The 18383-nt window shown below is 32.4% G+C and carries 17 protein-coding genes, 1 tRNA gene and 1 pseudogene; 10 read left to right on the forward strand and 9 right to left on the reverse strand.

All coding sequences use genetic code 11. From position 1 onward, the window contains the following. Positions 1 to 184 precede the first annotated feature (184 nt). Together ACOYLP_RS02110 and ACOYLP_RS02115 are read right to left on the reverse strand one after the other, a co-directional pair. A complete protein-coding gene (locus tag ACOYLP_RS02110; protein ID WP_422854525.1) occupies positions 185 to 2242 on the reverse strand; it encodes a PAS domain-containing sensor histidine kinase in 2058 nt (685 codons plus the stop codon). 288 nt (positions 2243 to 2530) lie between these two features. Then, positions 2531 to 3202, reverse strand: a complete 672-nt coding sequence (locus ACOYLP_RS02115; RefSeq protein WP_422854526.1) for a BON domain-containing protein — start codon at positions 3200 to 3202, stop codon at positions 2531 to 2533. A 293-nt stretch (positions 3203 to 3495) separates the two neighbouring features. Between ACOYLP_RS02115 and ACOYLP_RS02120 the strand changes: the two genes are divergently transcribed. Together ACOYLP_RS02120 and ACOYLP_RS02125 are read left to right on the forward strand one after the other, a co-directional pair. Continuing rightward, positions 3496 to 4545, forward strand: coding sequence for a response regulator (locus ACOYLP_RS02120; protein WP_422854527.1), 1050 nt, complete (start codon positions 3496 to 3498; stop codon positions 4543 to 4545). A 139-nt stretch (positions 4546 to 4684) separates the two neighbouring features. Then, positions 4685 to 5140 (forward strand): Hsp20/alpha crystallin family protein, encoded by a 456-nt coding sequence (locus ACOYLP_RS02125; RefSeq protein WP_422854528.1) that lies wholly within the window; start codon positions 4685 to 4687, stop codon positions 5138 to 5140. Between the two features lie 75 nt (positions 5141 to 5215). Here the strand turns inward: ACOYLP_RS02125 and ACOYLP_RS02130 are convergent, their stop codons facing one another. After that, positions 5216 to 7165: an endonuclease gene (locus tag ACOYLP_RS02130; protein WP_422854529.1), complete on the reverse strand. Its 1950-nt coding sequence runs from the start codon at positions 7163 to 7165 to the stop codon at positions 5216 to 5218. 214 nt (positions 7166 to 7379) lie between these two features. Here ACOYLP_RS02130 and ACOYLP_RS02135 point away from each other — a divergent pair, with 214 nt between their 5' ends. From ACOYLP_RS02135 to ACOYLP_RS02155, 5 genes and pseudogenes are all read left to right on the forward strand, one after another. After that, positions 7380 to 8168, forward strand: coding sequence for a sulfite exporter TauE/SafE family protein (locus tag ACOYLP_RS02135; RefSeq protein WP_422854530.1), 789 nt, complete (start codon positions 7380 to 7382; stop codon positions 8166 to 8168). Between the two features lie 63 nt (positions 8169 to 8231). Further along, positions 8232 to 9644, forward strand: coding sequence for an MBL fold metallo-hydrolase (locus tag ACOYLP_RS02140; RefSeq protein ID WP_422854531.1), 1413 nt, complete (start codon positions 8232 to 8234; stop codon positions 9642 to 9644). Between the two features lie 81 nt (positions 9645 to 9725). Next, positions 9726 to 10481, forward strand: coding sequence for a DUF4369 domain-containing protein (locus ACOYLP_RS02145; RefSeq protein ID WP_422854532.1), 756 nt, complete (start codon positions 9726 to 9728; stop codon positions 10479 to 10481). A gap of 14 nt (positions 10482 to 10495) precedes the next feature. After that, positions 10496 to 10903: pseudogene (locus tag ACOYLP_RS02150) on the forward strand (peroxiredoxin family protein); the annotation flags it as partial. A 153-nt stretch (positions 10904 to 11056) separates the two neighbouring features. Beyond that, positions 11057 to 11137: transfer RNA gene (locus tag ACOYLP_RS02155), tRNA-Tyr, on the forward strand. Between the two features lie 286 nt (positions 11138 to 11423). Here the strand turns inward: ACOYLP_RS02155 and ACOYLP_RS02160 are convergent. Beyond that, positions 11424 to 12116, reverse strand: coding sequence for an SIMPL domain-containing protein (locus ACOYLP_RS02160; protein WP_422854533.1), 693 nt, complete (start codon positions 12114 to 12116; stop codon positions 11424 to 11426). A gap of 52 nt (positions 12117 to 12168) precedes the next feature. Beyond that, complete coding sequence (locus ACOYLP_RS02165) at positions 12169 to 12810, reverse strand: rhomboid family intramembrane serine protease (RefSeq protein ID WP_422854534.1); 642 nt, start codon at positions 12808 to 12810, stop codon at positions 12169 to 12171. Between the two features lie 138 nt (positions 12811 to 12948). Here ACOYLP_RS02165 and ACOYLP_RS02170 point away from each other — a divergent pair, with 138 nt between their 5' ends. Further along, complete coding sequence (locus ACOYLP_RS02170; protein ID WP_422854535.1) at positions 12949 to 13821, forward strand: lysophospholipid acyltransferase family protein; 873 nt, start codon at positions 12949 to 12951, stop codon at positions 13819 to 13821. Positions 13822 to 13840: 19 nt separating this feature from the next. Here the strand turns inward: ACOYLP_RS02170 and ACOYLP_RS02175 are convergent, their stop codons facing one another. After that, positions 13841 to 15325, reverse strand: coding sequence for an aminotransferase class V-fold PLP-dependent enzyme (locus ACOYLP_RS02175; RefSeq protein WP_422854536.1), 1485 nt, complete (start codon positions 15323 to 15325; stop codon positions 13841 to 13843). A 137-nt stretch (positions 15326 to 15462) separates the two neighbouring features. On the opposite strand from ACOYLP_RS02175, the gene pepT reads away from it, so the two are divergent. Both pepT and ACOYLP_RS02185 read left to right on the forward strand, forming a co-directional pair. Then, the gene (pepT, locus tag ACOYLP_RS02180) at positions 15463 to 16773 is read left to right on the forward strand and encodes a peptidase T (RefSeq protein ID WP_422854537.1); all 1311 of its coding nucleotides are present in this window, start codon (positions 15463 to 15465) and stop codon (positions 16771 to 16773) included. Between the two features lie 9 nt (positions 16774 to 16782). Continuing rightward, a complete protein-coding gene (locus ACOYLP_RS02185) occupies positions 16783 to 17358 on the forward strand; it encodes a YdeI/OmpD-associated family protein (protein WP_422854538.1) in 576 nt (191 codons plus the stop codon). A 90-nt stretch (positions 17359 to 17448) separates the two neighbouring features. On the opposite strand, the gene yajC is transcribed toward ACOYLP_RS02185, so the two are convergent. The 3 genes from yajC to ACOYLP_RS02200 all read right to left on the reverse strand — a co-directional run. Further along, a complete protein-coding gene (gene yajC, locus ACOYLP_RS02190) occupies positions 17449 to 17724 on the reverse strand; it encodes a preprotein translocase subunit YajC (RefSeq protein WP_422854539.1) in 276 nt (91 codons plus the stop codon). A gap of 13 nt (positions 17725 to 17737) precedes the next feature. Next, positions 17738 to 18241, reverse strand: a complete 504-nt coding sequence (locus tag ACOYLP_RS02195; RefSeq protein ID WP_422854540.1) for a DUF1573 domain-containing protein — start codon at positions 18239 to 18241, stop codon at positions 17738 to 17740. An 11-nt stretch (positions 18242 to 18252) separates the two neighbouring features. Next, on the reverse strand, positions 18253 to 18383 hold a 131-nt coding region (locus ACOYLP_RS02200), incomplete at its 5' end, for a transcription antitermination factor NusB (RefSeq protein WP_422854541.1).

Below are 18383 nucleotides of genomic sequence, written 5' to 3' on the forward strand. Positions count from 1 at the left end.
TAAAAAAGTGTTACTATTTGGTCCAACCAATGTCAAGGTAGAACTTTTTAATATGTTATCTGAGGATCAACGCTTTTTTAAAATCAAAACCTATTTAAAGGAATCAGGAAGATTAACGCTTAATCAAAGAAATAGGTTTATACGTCAACATTTTACGAGTCCAGTATATAAATAGAGTGCTTCACTAGTCATTTTCTGAAAGATATCTGGGTAAGGTAAGTGTAATCAAGGTTCCTTTATTCGGCCTACTGCTTAAACTTATCGTCCCACTTAGCATGTTAATATAATTTTTAACTATAACTAGTCCAAGACCGGTACCTTGAATATTTTTTGCATTACTGGCCCGATAAAACTCGGTAAACAATTTCTTTTGATCGCTAAGCGATATGCCTATTCCATGGTCTTGTATAATTAAACTAATCGAAGTTTCAGTTACTTCTGTAGTTATTTTAATTTTTTTACCCTGTTCAGAAAATTTACTGGCATTAGACAAGAGATTCAAGAGTATATTTTTTAATATTTTAGGCGACTGGCTAACATTGGATTCTCCTATGTGAGTATATTGAATTCTTTGATTATTCGATTTGGTAATTTCATCTACTTCGCTGATGGTTTGAGTCATAAACTCAGGCAGATTAAATTCAGTCAATTCAAAATCAACAAAGCCTTTCCGCAGTTTTTCTAAAGTTAAAAAGTCATTTAATATTGCATTTAAGTGAATTACTGATGAAGAAATTCTATCAATATGCTTTGTTATTGATTCCTGCGGAATATTTTCGGTATACTTTTTCAACAAGGAGGCACTGGATAAAATAGTACCTAAAGGAGTCCTAAATTCATGAGAAGCAATTCCTAAGAAATTAGATTTCATTTCATTCAATTCCTTTTCCCTAGCGAGTGATTCGCTGAGTTCAATTGTTCGTTGGTTTACTTTGGCCTCTAACTCTTCCTGAAAGCTAACCTGACTGGTAATATCAGTAATAATTATTTGTACAAAACATTTATCAGTACTTAATTTTGATGCCAACTTAGCTTGAAAAGGCGTGCCATCAAGTCTTTTCATTCTAACTAAATCCAATTTTACTTTACCAGTTTCCATAATTGCCTTGCCTAATTTGGTATAATCTACTGGATTCTCAAAATGGTTTGCCCAATCAAAATTATTTATAAAATCATCTTTTGATTTGTAGCCAAATAGCTTAACTCCATTATCATTTACAGCATTAGTTTTTCTGGTTGCCGAATCATTAATCAACATAGGAACTAATGAATTTTCAAATAAGCCTAAATACTTTTCTTTATTAGCTTTTAGTTCTTCAATAGTTTGTTTGCGCAAGGTAATATCCGATCGTATAGCAAGATATTTATAAGGCTTGCCTTTTTCATTTAGAAATGGTACAATGGTGGTATCTACCCAATAGAAAGTGCCATCTTTTGCCCTATTTTTGATTTCTCCTTTCCAAATATTCCCGCGGACAATAGTTTGCCAAAGATTTTTGAAAAATGCTTTAGGATGATACCCCGAATTGATAATATGATGATTCTGTCCGATTAATTCATTTTTACTGTATTTAGAAATAGTGCAGAAATTATCATTGGCATATTGAATAATTCCCTTTTCATCGGTTATAGCTACTATATCAGAGGCATCTAAAGCCAATTTATAATCAGAAATATCTTTTGTAAGATTTTCTAATTCTATATTTTGCTTTATTATTCTCTGATGAAGTTTTTCATTAATTGACTTTGATTTCTTTTGTCGATTTAATAGGGTAGATTCTAAAGAATGAATCAAATCCGGTAGTGTGTTTGAAATATTTTCCTCTGAAACATATATTTTTTCGAGTTTGACAAATTGAGTTAAATCCTTTACAATATGAACAATATATTGGACTTGATTATCTTTAGTTAGAATTGGCTTATTAATTGTATTCCAGTATTTTTCTTCAAAAACACCAGCTAAATTTTTTATTTCCATTCGTAACATAGGCATTTGATGTGGTTTTTTGTTTTTCAGCACATACTCCAATGACGCTTTGGTTTCCGCCATAGCAGTTGTATTTTTAGTGTCCTGAAAAACATCAAAAAAATACTTTCCTAATAAATCTTCCCTTTTTGTATTCGTTGCCTCAACATAAGCATCACTAATTGCCAGGATGGTAAAGCTTGGATTTAAAACCAAGATTAATCCGTGTGTTTCTTCAAATAGTGCTTTAAAATTAATTTCCTCGTGTAGATTCATTTGTATAGTACTTATAAGTCTTTATTAAAAGTACAGAAAATAGTTATATCTTACTTTAATTTATTTATTTTATTAATGCGGGATAGTAATAATATGACTACAAACTAAAAGAGCTATTTTATTTAACTTAAATCATTAGTTGTATTAAAATAAAACATTGCTTAATTATTTTAACGTATCATAAAATATATAACTGTACTGATTAATGCTGCAAAAAGCACCATACTGAAATGAAAATGCTCCAAAAAGTTAGTAACTATTTGGAGCATTTTCAAAGTCCCGCCTTTTTTATAAAACATATTCGTATTTGTAATCTACAACCAGGTTGTTTTCAACAAATAAAACTCCAGGAGTCTTCCATGCAATTCTGCCGGCTTCTTCTTTTTGATACATTGAAGTGACTTTTCCAGTCAGTATGACTTTGTTTCCATCAACAGTTACATGAACATCATCAGCATTAATAGACCAATGGCGTCGGAAAGCATTTTCAATTACCCTTTTTTCAAGTTCACTTTTACGCAAAGCTTTTATACTAATATGATTTAATACCCCCTTAACACCCGGGATATTTTCAATAGCACGCTTAGCAGCTTCTTTCTGATAATTCCAAGTTACATCTCCATTAAGTGTTACCCAGGAATCATCTACTTCTACCTGTATTTTTTCATCAGGTACATCCCAATGGTTACGCAACGATTTTATTACCTCAGTTGCAATTTCATCGTCAGTCTTTATACCCGAATTGGGGTATTTAACATCAATTTTTTCGACTACTGCTCTAACACCAGCTACATCTTTCGTAGCAGATTCGGCAGCTAGCTTTTTGCTGTAGTTATCAACGGTTCCTGTTAAGGTAACAATCCCGTCGTGTACGATTACTCCAATCTCAGCAGCATGAAGTTGTGGTTCCCATTTAATAGAGTCCATCACATCTTTTTGTAGTTGTTCATTACTTTTCATTTTATTAAATTTTAATTGTTATTTAAAGGCTAAAAGAATATCTAATAGCTGTTTTACAAGTCAATATAAATTTACCGTGGTTTAATAAAAGAGATTATGTCTAAAATCAATAAAAAAAATGATTTTGAACATTAGAAAAACTAACTAGCTTTATTTTTATAATAAAAATACTAATTATTGCCATTTTTAATTATTATTTTTCTTACCTTAGTTAAGGCCTTTTTTATCTATCCAAGATAATAGCAAGACTTCTTCCTGATTTTTGAGTAAATATTAATTTAATACTTCTTTTTATGAATAAAGTACTTATTATAGAAGATAATTTTGAAATGAGAGATAATATTTTCGAAATCTTGAAATTAGCCAATTATGAAGTTTACACGGCAACTAATGGCAAAATAGGAGTTGAATTAGCTTTAAAACATTTACCGGATTTAATTCTTTGTGATATAATGATGGATGGATTAGATGGTTATGGAGTACTCTTCATGTTAAACAAACATCCCGAAACGAGTACAATTCCTTTTATATTTATTACAGCGAAAACACAAAAACAGGACTTGCGTAAAGGCATGGAATTAGGAGCCGATGATTATCTTATGAAACCTTTTGATGATGTAGAACTTTTGAATGCTGTTGAAACTCGACTAAAGAAAAAAAAAATACAAAAAGATTTCTACAGTAAATCAATAAAGAAAATGCAACAATTGGGTTCTGCAAAAGAAGGACTAACAGAAATAACAAAAATGATAGAAGACCGAAAAATAAAAACGGTTAGAAAGAAGCAAGCACTTTATTATCAAGGCGATAAAGTAACTGGGATTTATTTAATCCATAAAGGAAAAATTAAAACAACTAAAATTGCAGAAGATGGTCGCGAGCTAACTACAGGCATCTATGATATCGATCAATTTGTTAGTGTAAATGTTTTATTTTCAAATGAAAGCTATATCGACAATGCTATAGCACTAGAAGAATGTTCACTAAGCTTTTTTCCTATACAGGAAATCGAAAAATTAATAAGTCAATACCCCGATGTTGCAAGGAACTTTATTAAAATACTTGCTAATGAGGTTTGTCATATTGAAGAACAGTTACTCCAAATGGCATATTCTTCAGTTCGTAAAAGAGTAGCTGAATCTTTACTTAGTTATCATAAAATGCATTGCCATAATGGTGAAAATATTAAACTCACTCGATACGAAATAGCTAATTTATCAGGCACAGCACCGGAAACAGTGAGTCGGACCTTAACCGATTTTGAAAACGAAAAACTTATCGAAAAAAATCATAATGAACTAATACTGCTCAATCAAAAAAAACTCAGTACCCTCAGAAATTAAAGCTTACTTTTTATTTTCTTTCACAATTTAAAATTATGATTTAAATCATTCATTGCATTGATTTGAATCATTTTTAATACTATATCAGCATCATAGATTTGTCATATTAAATTATTGTTTAATTATAAATCAAAAAATTATGACACTTGTAGCAACAAAAAAAAGAAACGGAAGATTAACCCCTAAATTTATGGATGATTTCTTCAACAATGACCGATTTTTATTGGATTTTAACAACTCCTTTTTGGATGCAAATTTCCAAAATATTTTGCCAGAAGCCAATATAGTCGAAAACAAAAAAGAGTATCAAATCGAGTTAGCAGCTCCAGGACTCGATAAAAAAGATTTTAACATCGAGATGAAAAACGGCATGTTAACAGTTAGTGCTGAAAAAGAAGAGGAAACAAAAAGTGAAGACAAAAACTACCTTTCAAAAGAGTTTTCATACAGTTCGCTTTACCGTTCATTTGTATTACCCGACAATTTACTTACTGATAAAATTGATGCTAAGTATGAGAATGGTGTGTTGAAATTGAAGCTACCAAAAAGCGAAGTCAGCATTGCAGAACCTATTAAACATATTAAAGTTAATTAGTTTAAGGTTTCCTTCAAAAAAATCCCTGCAAGCAGGGATTTTTTATATTCAAACCATTCACAAAGTTGTAAATTACTATTCTATAATTAACTTCTTTGTCACAACTTTAGAGTCAACTTTTATTTTTGCCAAATAAATCCCCGATGTTAAGTCGAAATGTAAAGTGGCTTCTCCATTAAAATTTTGCTCAAAAACTTTTTTCCCCAATATAGAAAATACTTCAATTTTGGCATCAGAAGAAATACCAAAAATGCTGATATAATTTTTCGCAGGGTTTGGATACAATACCACTTTAGTAGAATCAAAAGAATTTGTTGATAAAGGCGCGAACCAAGGCTGACCAAAATTCGCTCCAAAAACATAGTCCGCTAAAGTTGGATAATCTATAAACGGATTTCTATTCATTTGCCAGGTATAGATATAGTTGTTTCTGTTCATTTCAAAATCATCTCTTGGATCGGTTTGATTCCATGTTAATAACGTAGCTAAATCACCTATTTGACCAACCGTACTATTTGCTGGATTACCATTAACAACACTTAATATATTGTAACGACAAGCTGAATAAAACAATGCTCTCGCTACGTCACCACGCCAACTTCCTTGAGTTCCTGATGGTCCAAGGTATTCACCATAATCTTTATTTCCGCGCGAACTGTTTTCCGGACCATCTTCTGCACGAATATGGTGTGCATCGGCATGACCAGCCATAATATCATTTGCGTTTGTTGTCGCCCATACATTTATTCCATCTGGAATGGAAGAAGTACCATCAGAATATCCAGCACGCGATTGTGGATATATGTGTTCTCTATTCCATTTTCCTGTATTTATTCCAGTTTCTTGCATGTCTAATTTTGAACGTGGTTGCTCTAAATACATAAGCCAAACCTGATTGCTATTCAAAGGATTTTGGTCAGATTTTTTCAAAATAGTTTCAACATCACCATAATTATGAGCGCGAACTACACTCGGATTGGCAATAATGTCTTGAATAGCTTGTTTTAAAACCGCACCTGATTTTCCTTCTAATAAACTATAATAGTCAACGGGTGTTGTTGGTGTTACAATTCCGTAGGTTGGATTTAAAGGAGTTCCCCATGGTGAAACTGTAAAATCATTATCTATAACTCTAATTTCTATAAAGTCATTCAAACGAATATATTCAAAAGGCAATGTTCCAAATTTAATAATAGAAGTTTCATCACCTTCGTCTAAATTATCATCTACAATGTTAATCGTAGTTGAATAACTTGAAGATCCAATAGCCATCGCAACAGAAACATTTCCTGTATAATCCGCATTACTAATGGAACCAGTATTTATTGAAAAAGTGAAATTTAAAGGTGAAGTTATAGGTGTTTGTGTGGTGAAAATTATATTTATAGAACTCCCCTCAGTAACCTGTCCCGCAACAGTTGTAGCCGTTGAAATTGTTATTCCATTAAAAACAAAACCACTTGCATCATTATTAACATTAGGTGTTGGTTCTTTTACTTCATAACTACCATCGTTTTTTCTTTGAATGGATTGTGTGGTTTGTGCTCCATTAGCATTTTCATCAACTTGAGAAGTTACGCCAAGGGCTATAATCAAGGCAGTTGCATCAGCATCACCAGTATCATAAACTAAAGCGTCTATCAAATTGGTTGTTGTTGCTGGTGTGTTATTGGGAAAATCAGTTGCGTTACCTAAATATAAAGCCACTCCATCTGGGCCATTTTGAAAAGTACTATCCGTTAAAAGTTTGGTTGGAACAGGAGAAACTAATTGATTTCCAAGAACAACAATTCCGTTAATGTCGGTAGTTAAGCCATCTAAATCAATAACAAAATAACTTTTTGTGGCTAGAATTCCGGTTCCATTAAAAAAAACCAACACATATCCGTTGAGTGAAAAATTTGGTGTTGTCGATTTTAACTCAACAAACTGTTTATCGTTTGTACTTGGTGTATCCGTATCGAGTTCGTTAATTACAATTTGAGCATTACTTAACGAAAAAGCAAGCAATACAAATAGTGTCATTATTTTTTTAAACATCATTCATAAATTGTGGTAAACAAATATATTTATAAGAAAATGCAAAACATAATTACTCCGATGAATTAACCATAAAAAAGCCCTAAATAGAATTAAATAAAGAAAAACCTTAAAAAAAATTAGAGAAACTAATTGCAAAAAACTAATCTATTCATTTTTGATACAATTACACTATTTTTACATTTCTAATTATAAAAGTTTGGAAGTTTTAGGATATTTTGGTGCATTGCTTATCGGTATAATACTCGGAATTACTGGAGGTGGCGGCTCTATATTAACCGTTCCAACTTTGGTTTATATTCTAAATTATAATCCAATAATTGCTACTGCATATTCATTATTTATTGTCGGAACATCGTCTGGCATTGGTACAATTCAAAACTTCAAAAAAGGTCTTGTTGTTCCAAAAAAGGCATTCCAATTTGCCCTTCCTTCGCTCATTGGTGTCTACCTGACTAGAAAATTTATTGTTCCTAACATTCCCGATGTAGTGTTTTATTTTGGCTCACTAAAATTGTCAAAAGATACTTTTCTAATGATTCTTTTTGCCGTTGTAATGTTTATTGCAGCTTATTCTATGTTAAAAAACAACAAGAAAAATGAGCTTATTGAAAGAACTACCAAATCTATAACAGTAATCATTATCCAATTGTTCTTTGTAGGTGTTTTGATAGGATTAATTGGTGCAGGAGGTGGTTTTTTAATTATTCCTGCATTATTGAATTTTGCTCAATTACCAATAAAAAAAGCTATTGGTACTTCATTACTAATTATTGCGATTAATTCGCTGATAGGTTTTATTGGAGATGTTCAAAACACTATTATTGACTGGACATTCCTATTGACTTTCACCACTATTTCTGTTGCCGGAATTTTTATTGGGTTTTATATTCAACAGTTTATTAATGAAAAAATGTTAAAGAAACTATTTGGCGCTTTTGTATTGATTATGGCAATTTTTATACTTTACAAAGAACTCTTATCATAATCTATTCTAAATTCATTAGCTATTTTTGTAGCTATACATTAATTTTGTCTGAAATTTTTTCTTATGAAAATCGAACAAATATATACCGGATGCATTGCTCAAGCAGCTTATTATCTTGAGAGCAATGGTGAAGCAGCAATTTTCGATCCTTTGCGTGAAGTTCAGCCTTATCTGGACAGAGCTAATAAAGATAATGCAAAGATTAAATACATTTTCGAAACACATTTCCATGCCGATTTTGTATCTGGGCATTTGGACTTGGCACAAAAAAGTGGTGGAGAAATTGTGTTTGGTCCAACCGCAAATCCTGAATTTAAAGCTATAATCGCTACCGAAAACCAAGAGTTTAACGTTGGTAATTATAAGGTAAAAGCCATTCATACTCCTGGACATACTTTGGAAAGCACTTGCTATTTGCTTATAGATGAAAATGGTAAAGATTACGGAATTATTACCGGCGATACTTTATTCATCGGTGATGTTGGTAGGCCTGATTTAGCACAAGCTTTGGTAGAAGATTTGACTCAGGAAAAATTGGCAGCATATCTTTTTGATTCATTGCGAAATAAAATTATGCCTTTAGCTGACGATTTAATTGTATTCCCAAGTCATGGAGCAGGAAGTGCTTGTGGCAAAAACATGAGTAAAGAAACAACTGATACTTTAGGCAATCAAAAGAGAACCAATTATGCCCTAAGAGCTGATATGAATAAAGATGAGTTTACCAAAGAATTGTTAGATGGATTAGGGCTTCCACCTGCTTATTTTCCTCAAAACGTAATGCTGAATATAAAAGGATATGACAGTTTAGATAGCATTATTAAAAAGAGTAATATCGGACTAAGACCTAAAGAATTTGAAGCTGTTGCCAATCAAGGAGATGTTGTAGTTTTAGATGTCAGACATGAAAATGATTTTGTAAAAGCTCATATTCCTAATTCGATATTTATTGGTATTCAAGGAAATTTTGCTCCGTGGGTTGGTTCAATGCTGCGAGATGTTAATCAAAAATTACTGCTTGTCATTCCCGAAGGAAAAGAAGAAGAAACTATAATGAGATTATCTCGTGTTGGTTTTGATCATGTTTTGGGATATCTTAAAGATGGTATTGAAGCTTGGAAAGAAGCAGGTTTTGAAACGGATAGCTTACACTCTATTTCACCTTCAGACTTTGCCAACAAATTAAATGCAAAAAGTATCGTAGTTGATGCAAGAAAACCGGGTGAATATGAAGCTGAGCATGTTGAAAATGCTATAAATATTCCTTTAGACACCATCAATGAAAACTTTCAAAGCATTCCGAAAGGCGACGATTTTTTCTTGCATTGTGCAGGTGGTTATCGTTCTGTAATTATGGCTTCGATTTTAAAATCAAGAGGTATTCATAATCTCATCAATATTGAAAAAGGAATGAGCGGTATTAAACAAACGAATGTGATTTGTACAAAATTCGTATGTCCATCAACTAGAAAATAAAACAAAAAAAAGTAAAATAACTAATTATTGAATAGGCAAATTAAATACATTTGCATTCATTAAAAATTTAAAACAAAAAAAATGAAAAAAATACTTCTTTTATTAGCTGTTGCTGTAGTTCTATTTTCATGTAAGAACTTAGCTGAAGGTGAATATGAAATTACAGGAACTGTCAAAGGAATGAAAACCGGTTTAGTTTTCCTGGAAAAACAAAGTCCAATGGGCATGGGACCACAAGCTATCGATACAGTAAAAATTGTTGATGGAAAATTTGAAATCAAAGGAAAAACTACAGAACCCGAAATTAGTTTCATTCAAATCGATAAAGTAAACGGTAAAGTTCCTTTTATCCTTGAAGGTGGTGAAATTGAAATTACAGTTGATAAAGACAGTGTGTTTAAATCAAAATTGGGTGGTACATACAGTAATGAAGAATTTTCCAAATTCAATGATGAATCTAATAAAATTCAAAAGAAACTGCAAAAAACCGTTATGGATTTTCAAATGAAAAACATGGCTGTAATGAATGATGCTCAAAAAAATAATGATACGGTTGTAATGAACCGTTTAAGAAAAGAATATGAAACAATTCAAAAGCCAATAACTGATTATACTTTTGGTTATCCAAAAACGCACCCAAAATCATTTATTAGCGTTTTAATTATTCAAATGATGGCAAACAATTCTAAGTATGCTAAAGATATCGAAGGACTATACAAATCTTTGGATCCTTCATTACAAAAAACAAAACCAGGAAAATCTATTAAAGAAAACATAGCCGCTTCAAAAAAAAAACCAGCAGCTCCAATAGCTCCAGCACCGTCAGTAAACAAGTAGTTGTTGGTCAATTAGCACCTAATTTTAAAGCACCAACTCCTGAAGGAAAGTTGGTTTCATTAAAAGAAAGTTTAGGAAAAGCCACTTTAATCGATTTTTGGGCGTCATGGTGTCAGCCTTGTAGACAAGAAAATCAAAATGTTGTTGCTCTTTACAATGCATTTCACAGTAAAGGACTGAATATAATTAGTGTCTCACTTGATGAAGATGCTTTAAGATGGAAAGAAGCAATTGTAAAGGACAAATTAACTTGGACTCAGGTTTCAAACCTAAAAGAAATGAAAGACCCAATTGCATTACAGTATGGAATTACACAAATTCCGACGACTTTTTTGTTGGATGCAAAAGGAAAAATTGTTGCAATTGATTTGAGAGGTGTTGATTTAAATACAAAGATCAAAGAACTTTTAGACATAAAATAACACTAATTTATTATTCTATAAAAAAATCTCCTACGGGAGATTTTTTCTATTTTACTAATAACCAAAACCTTGAGAAAAGGTTTGCGAATTAGTTATTTTTTTTATTTGTCAAGATGGAAAGTGTTTTTATATTTGCAACCGCAACAAGCTAATGGGGAGATACTCAAGCGGCCAACGAGGGCAGACTGTAAATCTGCTGTGAGAACTTCGCAGGTTCGAATCCTGCTCTCCCCACTAATAAATATTTCAAAAAAGAAAAACGCCAAGCTTGCTTGAGCGTTTTTTTGTTTGATGTATTTTCTGAGCGTAGCTATGAAGGATGTTGCGAAGCAAAATCCTACTCTCCCCACAATATTTTAAATTAGAAGAAACCACAAGCTCGCTTGATGGTTTTTTTGTTTTAAAATATTGAGCAAGGGCACCTTGCTCATGATCATGAAGTAATCCTGCGTTCTCACAATATTTTTAAAAAAACTCTTCAATTTCTTGAAGAGTTTTACATTAAATTATTATAAGGTTTTTATTCCAATGCAAAAGTTACACTTACATTGGTGTTTATTTCTAGTTCTCCAATCGCTAATGTTTCTCTTTGAGCACCTCCATCAGTAGCCATTGCCATCATATTTCCTTTATACATTGGTTGGGGAAAATAACTTTGAGAATTATCGGTAATCAACAATGCTTTCCCCACTTTTTGTCCCAGTACTGAAACATAATCTTGTGCTTTTTGTTTGGCATTTACCATCGCTTTTTTTCTGGCATCTCTTTCATAATCTTCCATTTTAGATGATTTGAATTCTACTCCTTGTATACTATTTACACCGGCATCATTTAATCCCATCATGATTTCATCATACTTTGTCAAATCTTTTAAGGTAATGCTCAACGATTGATTGGCCTGAAAATTATATTTCTTTTTTTCGTAATCGTAGCTTTTGTATAAGCTTACATTATTTGTTTTATAATCGGTTGCAGGTACACCGCTCTTCTTTAAAAACTTAATCACTTTATCTACCACTTCATCATTAAGTATTTTTACTTCTTTGGCATCTTTACCCGAGTTCTGAAAACCAATCGAAACAACCGCTTGGTCTGGAACTATTTTTATTTTACCCTCACCTGTAACCGAGATTTGCGGTACAGAATTCTTTTGATCTTGTGCTTGTAATGTTAAAACCCAAAAGGCTGCTAGAATTAAAAATGTCTTCTTCATATTATTATTTTTTTGTTGATTGTTGTTGTCGGTTTTTCAAAAGTTATGCCACTTATAATTTTCCCATTTTTGCCATTATAAAAAGAATGATAATAGGTATTGCTAAAAGAATAACCATGGAAGTACTTTGTTCGAAAAGTATTGGGTACTTCAAAAGAGTAATAATATAACCACCTATGGCACCACCAAAGTGAGCCGTATGTCCAATATTATCTCTTCTTGACTTCATTCCATAAATAGAATATAGCAAATAAGCAATCCCAAAAATATAAGCCGGCATTGGTATAATACCAAAAATGCCAATAGTCATATCCGGATATAACAAAATTGAAGAATAAATAATTCCAGTCACCGCTCCTGATGCTCCAACGGCTCTATAATTATATTCATTTCCGTGAAAAACCATGGTGAGCAAACTTCCAAAAATCAGACTTCCAGCATAGATTAAAAGAAACGTAGGATTCCCAAGTGTTTCAGTTACCACTGGCGCAAAAGAATACAAAGCGATCATGTTAAATGCCAAATGAATAATATCAGCATGAAGAAAAGCTGAGAAAACCATTCTTAAATGTTCTCCGGCACGAATGCTTCCTACATGAAATTCAAACTTTCTAAAAAAAGATTCGTCATTAAAACCTTTGATACTAAACAGAACATTGGCTCCAATAATTACCAAGACAAAAAAATTATCCATTGTTTAAACTATTATTTATTACGTACAGTTCTACACAAAGGTGAACAGAGCGTAAAAATAATAATACTTCTTCAGCAATTGTTAAATAGAATACGTTAAAATAACTTTAAACTTTATATTTGCATAAAAATACAGCGAATGCAATTCATTACTTATATTCTGGCATATCCATTCATTTGGGTTATTTCCAAACTTCCTTTTCCATTGCTTTATCTGTTTTCTGATTTTGTATGCTTTTTTGTATATACTATTTTTGGCTATCGCAAAAAAGTAGTTAGAGAAAATATTGCCTTGACATTACCGCATTTATCAGAAAAAGAACAATTGAACATTGAGAAAAAATTTTATCATTACATGTGTGATATGTTCCTAGAAATGGTAAAAACAATGACTATTTCTCAAGAAGAAATGGAAGTACGATTTGTGTTTACTAACTTAGATTTGTATCTTGACTTGGAAAAAAAAGGGAAAAGTATTGCTTTGCTTTGTGCTCATTATGCTTCTTACGAATGGATCGTTTCCATGAATTATCATATTACATTTGAAGGTTATGGTATTTATAAAAAATTAAACAATAAATATTTTGACAAATTAGTAAAGGATATTCGTTCTAAATTCAAGGCCACTTTACTCAGCACAAGAGAAACAATTCCTACTATTGAAAAAAATGCCAAAATTAATCATTTAGGCGTTTATGGCTTTGCAAGTGATCAATCGCCGCTGGCAAGTAAAGCAAATCATTGGTCTGAATTTATGGGAATAAAAGTTCCTGTTCATATAGGTGCCGAAATGCTTGCCAAGCGTTTTGACATGAATGTGATCTTTTTGAAAAACAAAAGGGTAAAACGAGGATATTATGAAGCTACGTTTGAACTTATGGCTGAAAAACCAAAAGAAGTTCCTAACTATGAAATCTCAGATGACTTTTTGAGAAGAGTTGAAAAGCAAATACTAGAAGCTCCTGAATTTTATTTGTGGACACACAAACGATGGAAACACAGGAAAAAGTAATTAGTGATTACTCTAATTCCTAGAACTTAAACCAGTCTTTTACCATTTCAATTTCCTGAAACTTAGCATTTTTATGTGCAAATTCATTTGTTTTGAAATTGTATTCATAATCATTTGCCCAATCATTGTGGTTTTTAGCTAATAACTTAATACTTTCACAAACCATTTTAATTTCTTCTGAAGTGGTTGTTGGATGAATTGACATTCTAATCCATCCCGGTTTTTTAATTAAATCGCCTGAAGTAATTTGGCAAACCAAATCATGTGACGTTTCCTGATCAACATGAAGAAGATAATGACCATAAGTTCCTGCGCAACTGCAACCTCCTCGCGTTTGAATTCCGAATTTATCATTCAATAATTTAACTCCTAGATTAAAATGCAAATCATCTATATAAAAAGAAATCACTCCTAACCTATCTTGATGCTGGTTTGCCAAAATATGAATATTTTCTATACCCTCTAATTCATAAAAAACATAATCAACGAGTTCATGCTCTCTATCCAAAATATTTTTAACCCCCATTTGCTCTTTTAACTGAATGGCTAAAGCCGTTTTAATTACTTGCAAAAAGCCAGGAGTTCCTCCATCTTCCCTATCTTCAATATTGTCAATGTATTTATGCTCACCCCAAGGATTTGTCCAAGAAACCGTTCCTCCGCCTGGACAATCAGGCACGCTATTATTATATAAATTCTTATTGAAAATCAAAACACCCGAAGTTCCGGGTCCGCCTAAAAACTTATGTGGTGAAAAGAAAACAGCATCTAAATAACTTTCTTCATCAGGATGCATATCAATATTAACATAAGGTCCTGAACAAGCAAAATCTACAAAACAAACTCCATCATTTTGGTGCATAATTTTGGCTACTTCATGATAAGGTGTTCTGATTCCAGTTACATTTGAGCATGATGTAATAGACGCAATTTTAAAACTTCGATCTTTATATTTTTTTAGTAATTTTTTAAACTCTTCTAAACAAAATAATCCATCTTCATTTGCTGGAATAACAACAACATCCGCAATAGTTTCTAGCCATGAAGTTTGATTAGAATGATGCTCCATGTGAGATATAAAAACTATAGGTTTCAACTCTTTTGGAATCGCAATGAATTCTTTAAGATTCTCCGGAATTTTTAGACCAAGGATACGTTGAAACTTATTGACAACACCTGTCATTCCTGTTCCTGTGTTAATTAAAACATCATTCTCATTTGCATTTACATGACGCTTAATAATCTTTTTTGCCTCATGATATGCCATTGTCATTGCTGTTCCCGAAACTGTTGTTTCAGTATGTGTGTTGGCCACAAAAGGTCCAAAATCATTCATGAGTTTTTCTTCAATTGGTCGATATAATCTTCCACTAGCTGTCCAATCAGTATACACTATTTTCTTTTTTCCAAAAGGAGTTTCGAACTCTTGGTCAATTCCAATAATGTTTTGGCGAAATTGCTGAAAATAATGTTCTAATTTTGTTTTGCTGTCTGTGATAATCATCAGGTAAGAATTTGTATCGCTCCGCCTAATCCGCAAAAGCTTCGAGTCAAAGATACATTTTTTTTAAATTTTTAGCTCATAAAAGAATAATTTGCAACTCGACCAATTACATTTATATTTGCTAAAAATATAATCAAATGCAACATATTATTGACCGTTTTGTAAGCTACGTAACTATAGATACAGAGTCAGACCCAAATTCTGACACAACCCCAAGTACTAAAAAACAATTCGACCTAGCCAATAAACTGGTAGAAGAGTTAAAAACAATAGGTCTGAAAGAAGTCTCGATAGACAAACATGGATATATCATAGCAACTTTGCCATCAAATGTTGACCATGAAGTGCCGACAATTGGGTTCATATCCCACTTTGACACCACACCGGATTTTACAGGTAAAGATGTAAAACCACAAATAATTCATAATTATGATGGCGGAGATATTGTTTTAAACAAGGAACAAAACATCATTTTATCACCTAATTATTTTAAAGATTTATTGCTATACAAAGGGCAAACGTTAATTACAACCAATGGTTTAACGCTCCTTGGAGCCGATGACAAAGCCGGAATTACCGAGATAGTTACTGCCATGGAATATCTAATCAACAATCCGCATATCAAACACGGAAAAATTCGTGTTGGTTTCACGCCCGATGAGGAAATTGGTCGTGGTGCCGATTTATTTGACGTAGAGAAATTTGGCGCCGATTGGGCTTACACTATGGATGGTAGCCAGATTGGCGAATTAGAATATGAAAACTTTAATGCGGCTGGTGTTAAAATCACCTTCAAAGGAAAATCGGTTCATCCAGGGTATGCAAAAGGGAAAATGATAAACTCGATGCTTATAGCGAACGATTTCATCAATGAATTACCAAAAGGCGAAACCCCGCAAGAGACCAAAGGATATGAAGGATTCTTTCATGTAACCGGTTTAACAGGCAGCATTGAAGAAACCAAATTGGAACTCATTATCCGTGACCACGATATGAAGAAGTTCCTGAAGCGCAAAGAATTGGTACACAAAATCGCTAAAAAATTCAATAAATCGTTTAATAAACAATTTGGCGAAGACATCGTAATCTGCGAAATAAAAGACCAATACTACAACATGAAGGAAAAAGTAGAACCTGTAATGTTCATAGTAGACTTGGCCGAAAAAGCCATGAAGTCTTTAGACATCAAACCTTTAATAAAACCTATTCGAGGTGGAACTGATGGTTGCCGATTATCGTATATGGGTTTGCCATGTCCGAATATCTTTGCAGGCGGACATAACTTCCATGGAAAATATGAATATGTTCCTGTAGAAAGTATGCAAAAAGCAATTGATGTTATCATCAAAATAGCGGAACTTACTGCTTCAACAGATTTTTCAATAAAGACTCGAGGCAAAGCCGAACTGAGTGGAGACAAAGAGAAAAAAGGGAAAAAGAAAAAATAATAATTTGCCATGGCAGAAAAGAAAACTTGGGATAAAATCAATCAATGGGGAGAAGAACTTGCCTTATTGCGTGGGATTATTCAAAAAACCGAGTTAATAGAAACCAATAAATGGGGTGGCGAGGTATATACTATCAACAACAAAAATGTTCTGGGCATAGCTGGTTTCAAGAATTATTTTACTCTTTGGTTTTGGAATGGTGTTTTTCTAAAAGATGAAGCAAAAGTTTTAGTCAATGCCAATGAAGGTGTGACAAAAGGATTGCGCCAATGGCGTTTTTATTCGTCTGATGATGTTAATGAAAAACTGGTTTTGCAGTATATCAATGAAGCAATTGCCAATGAAAAAGCCGGACTTTCGATAAAACCTGAAAAGAAAAATGTACTGCGATGTGATTTCTTTGAAAGTGAACTCAATAAAGATTCAAACTTGAACGTCGCTTTTGAAAAATTCAGTCCTTATAAACAAAAAGAATTTTGGGAATTTATGGCAACAGCCAAACAAGAGAAAACCAAAATCACACGACTCGAAAAAATCAAACCTATGATAAAGGATGGTATAGGTTTGAACGACAAATACAGATAGAAGAAATTTAAAATTTTAAAAAAATCCCAAATTCCAATTATACTATTTGGAATTTGGGATTTACTTTTTTGAGATTTATAAATAAAAAACTTATGATTTTTTATTCAACGCAGCTGTTAATTCTAACGAAATAGCAGAACGCTCAATTTTCAATTTTCCAGACATAGTTTCGATCACTGCTGAAGTATCTGTCAACTCGGCAATTTTTCCGTGGAAACCACTTTTAGTAATGATTTTATCACCTACTTTTAAACCTGCCTCGAATTCTTTTTCTTGTTTAATTTTCTTTTGTTGTGGTCTAATCATAAAGAAATAGATAACCACAAACATTAGTATAAACGGTAAAAACTGTTGTATTTGTCCCATAATAATTGATTGTTTAGCCCTTTTTAGGCACTTCGATGTTAGCTTTAATTGTTAATATTTTGTTTCCTTCTTTGGTGTTGCACAATAACGTTACTGTTTTAGATGTTTCACCATGCTTTCCTGTTGAATCAAAAGACACTTTTATGTTTCCTGTTTTGCCAACTTTAATTGGTGTTTTTGGATATTCTGGTACGGTACAACCGCAAGAACCTCTGGCAGAAGTAATTGTCAAATCGGCTTCTCCAGTATTTTCAAATTTGAAGTCATAAACTACTTTGTCACCTTGCTTTATGGATCCGAAATCATGCTCTTCATTTTCAAAAGTGATTGTTGGATATTTTCCGTCAACTGATGCTGCATTTACTGTTGGCGTGTTAGAATCATTAACATTAGCTGAGGGTTTACTAACTGAAATAGTATCAGTAGCAGAGTTATTCTCGGAATCATTTGCTTTTTTACAGCCGATTGTCATAACCGATAAACCAACTGCAACTAATAAACTGAATTTCTTAATCATGATTTTTAGCATTACATTAAACCTCTTCCTATTTTTTTAATTTTATTTTCGTTTTGAAATTCTTTGACCAAATTGTCTAAGATTCCATTGATAAAAATACTACTTTTTGGTGTTGAATATTCTTTGGCTAATTCCAAATATT

This window comes from Flavobacterium sp., from assembly GCF_049318325.1.
In the GTDB taxonomy this organism is placed as follows: Bacteria; Bacteroidota; Bacteroidia; order Flavobacteriales; family Flavobacteriaceae; genus Flavobacterium.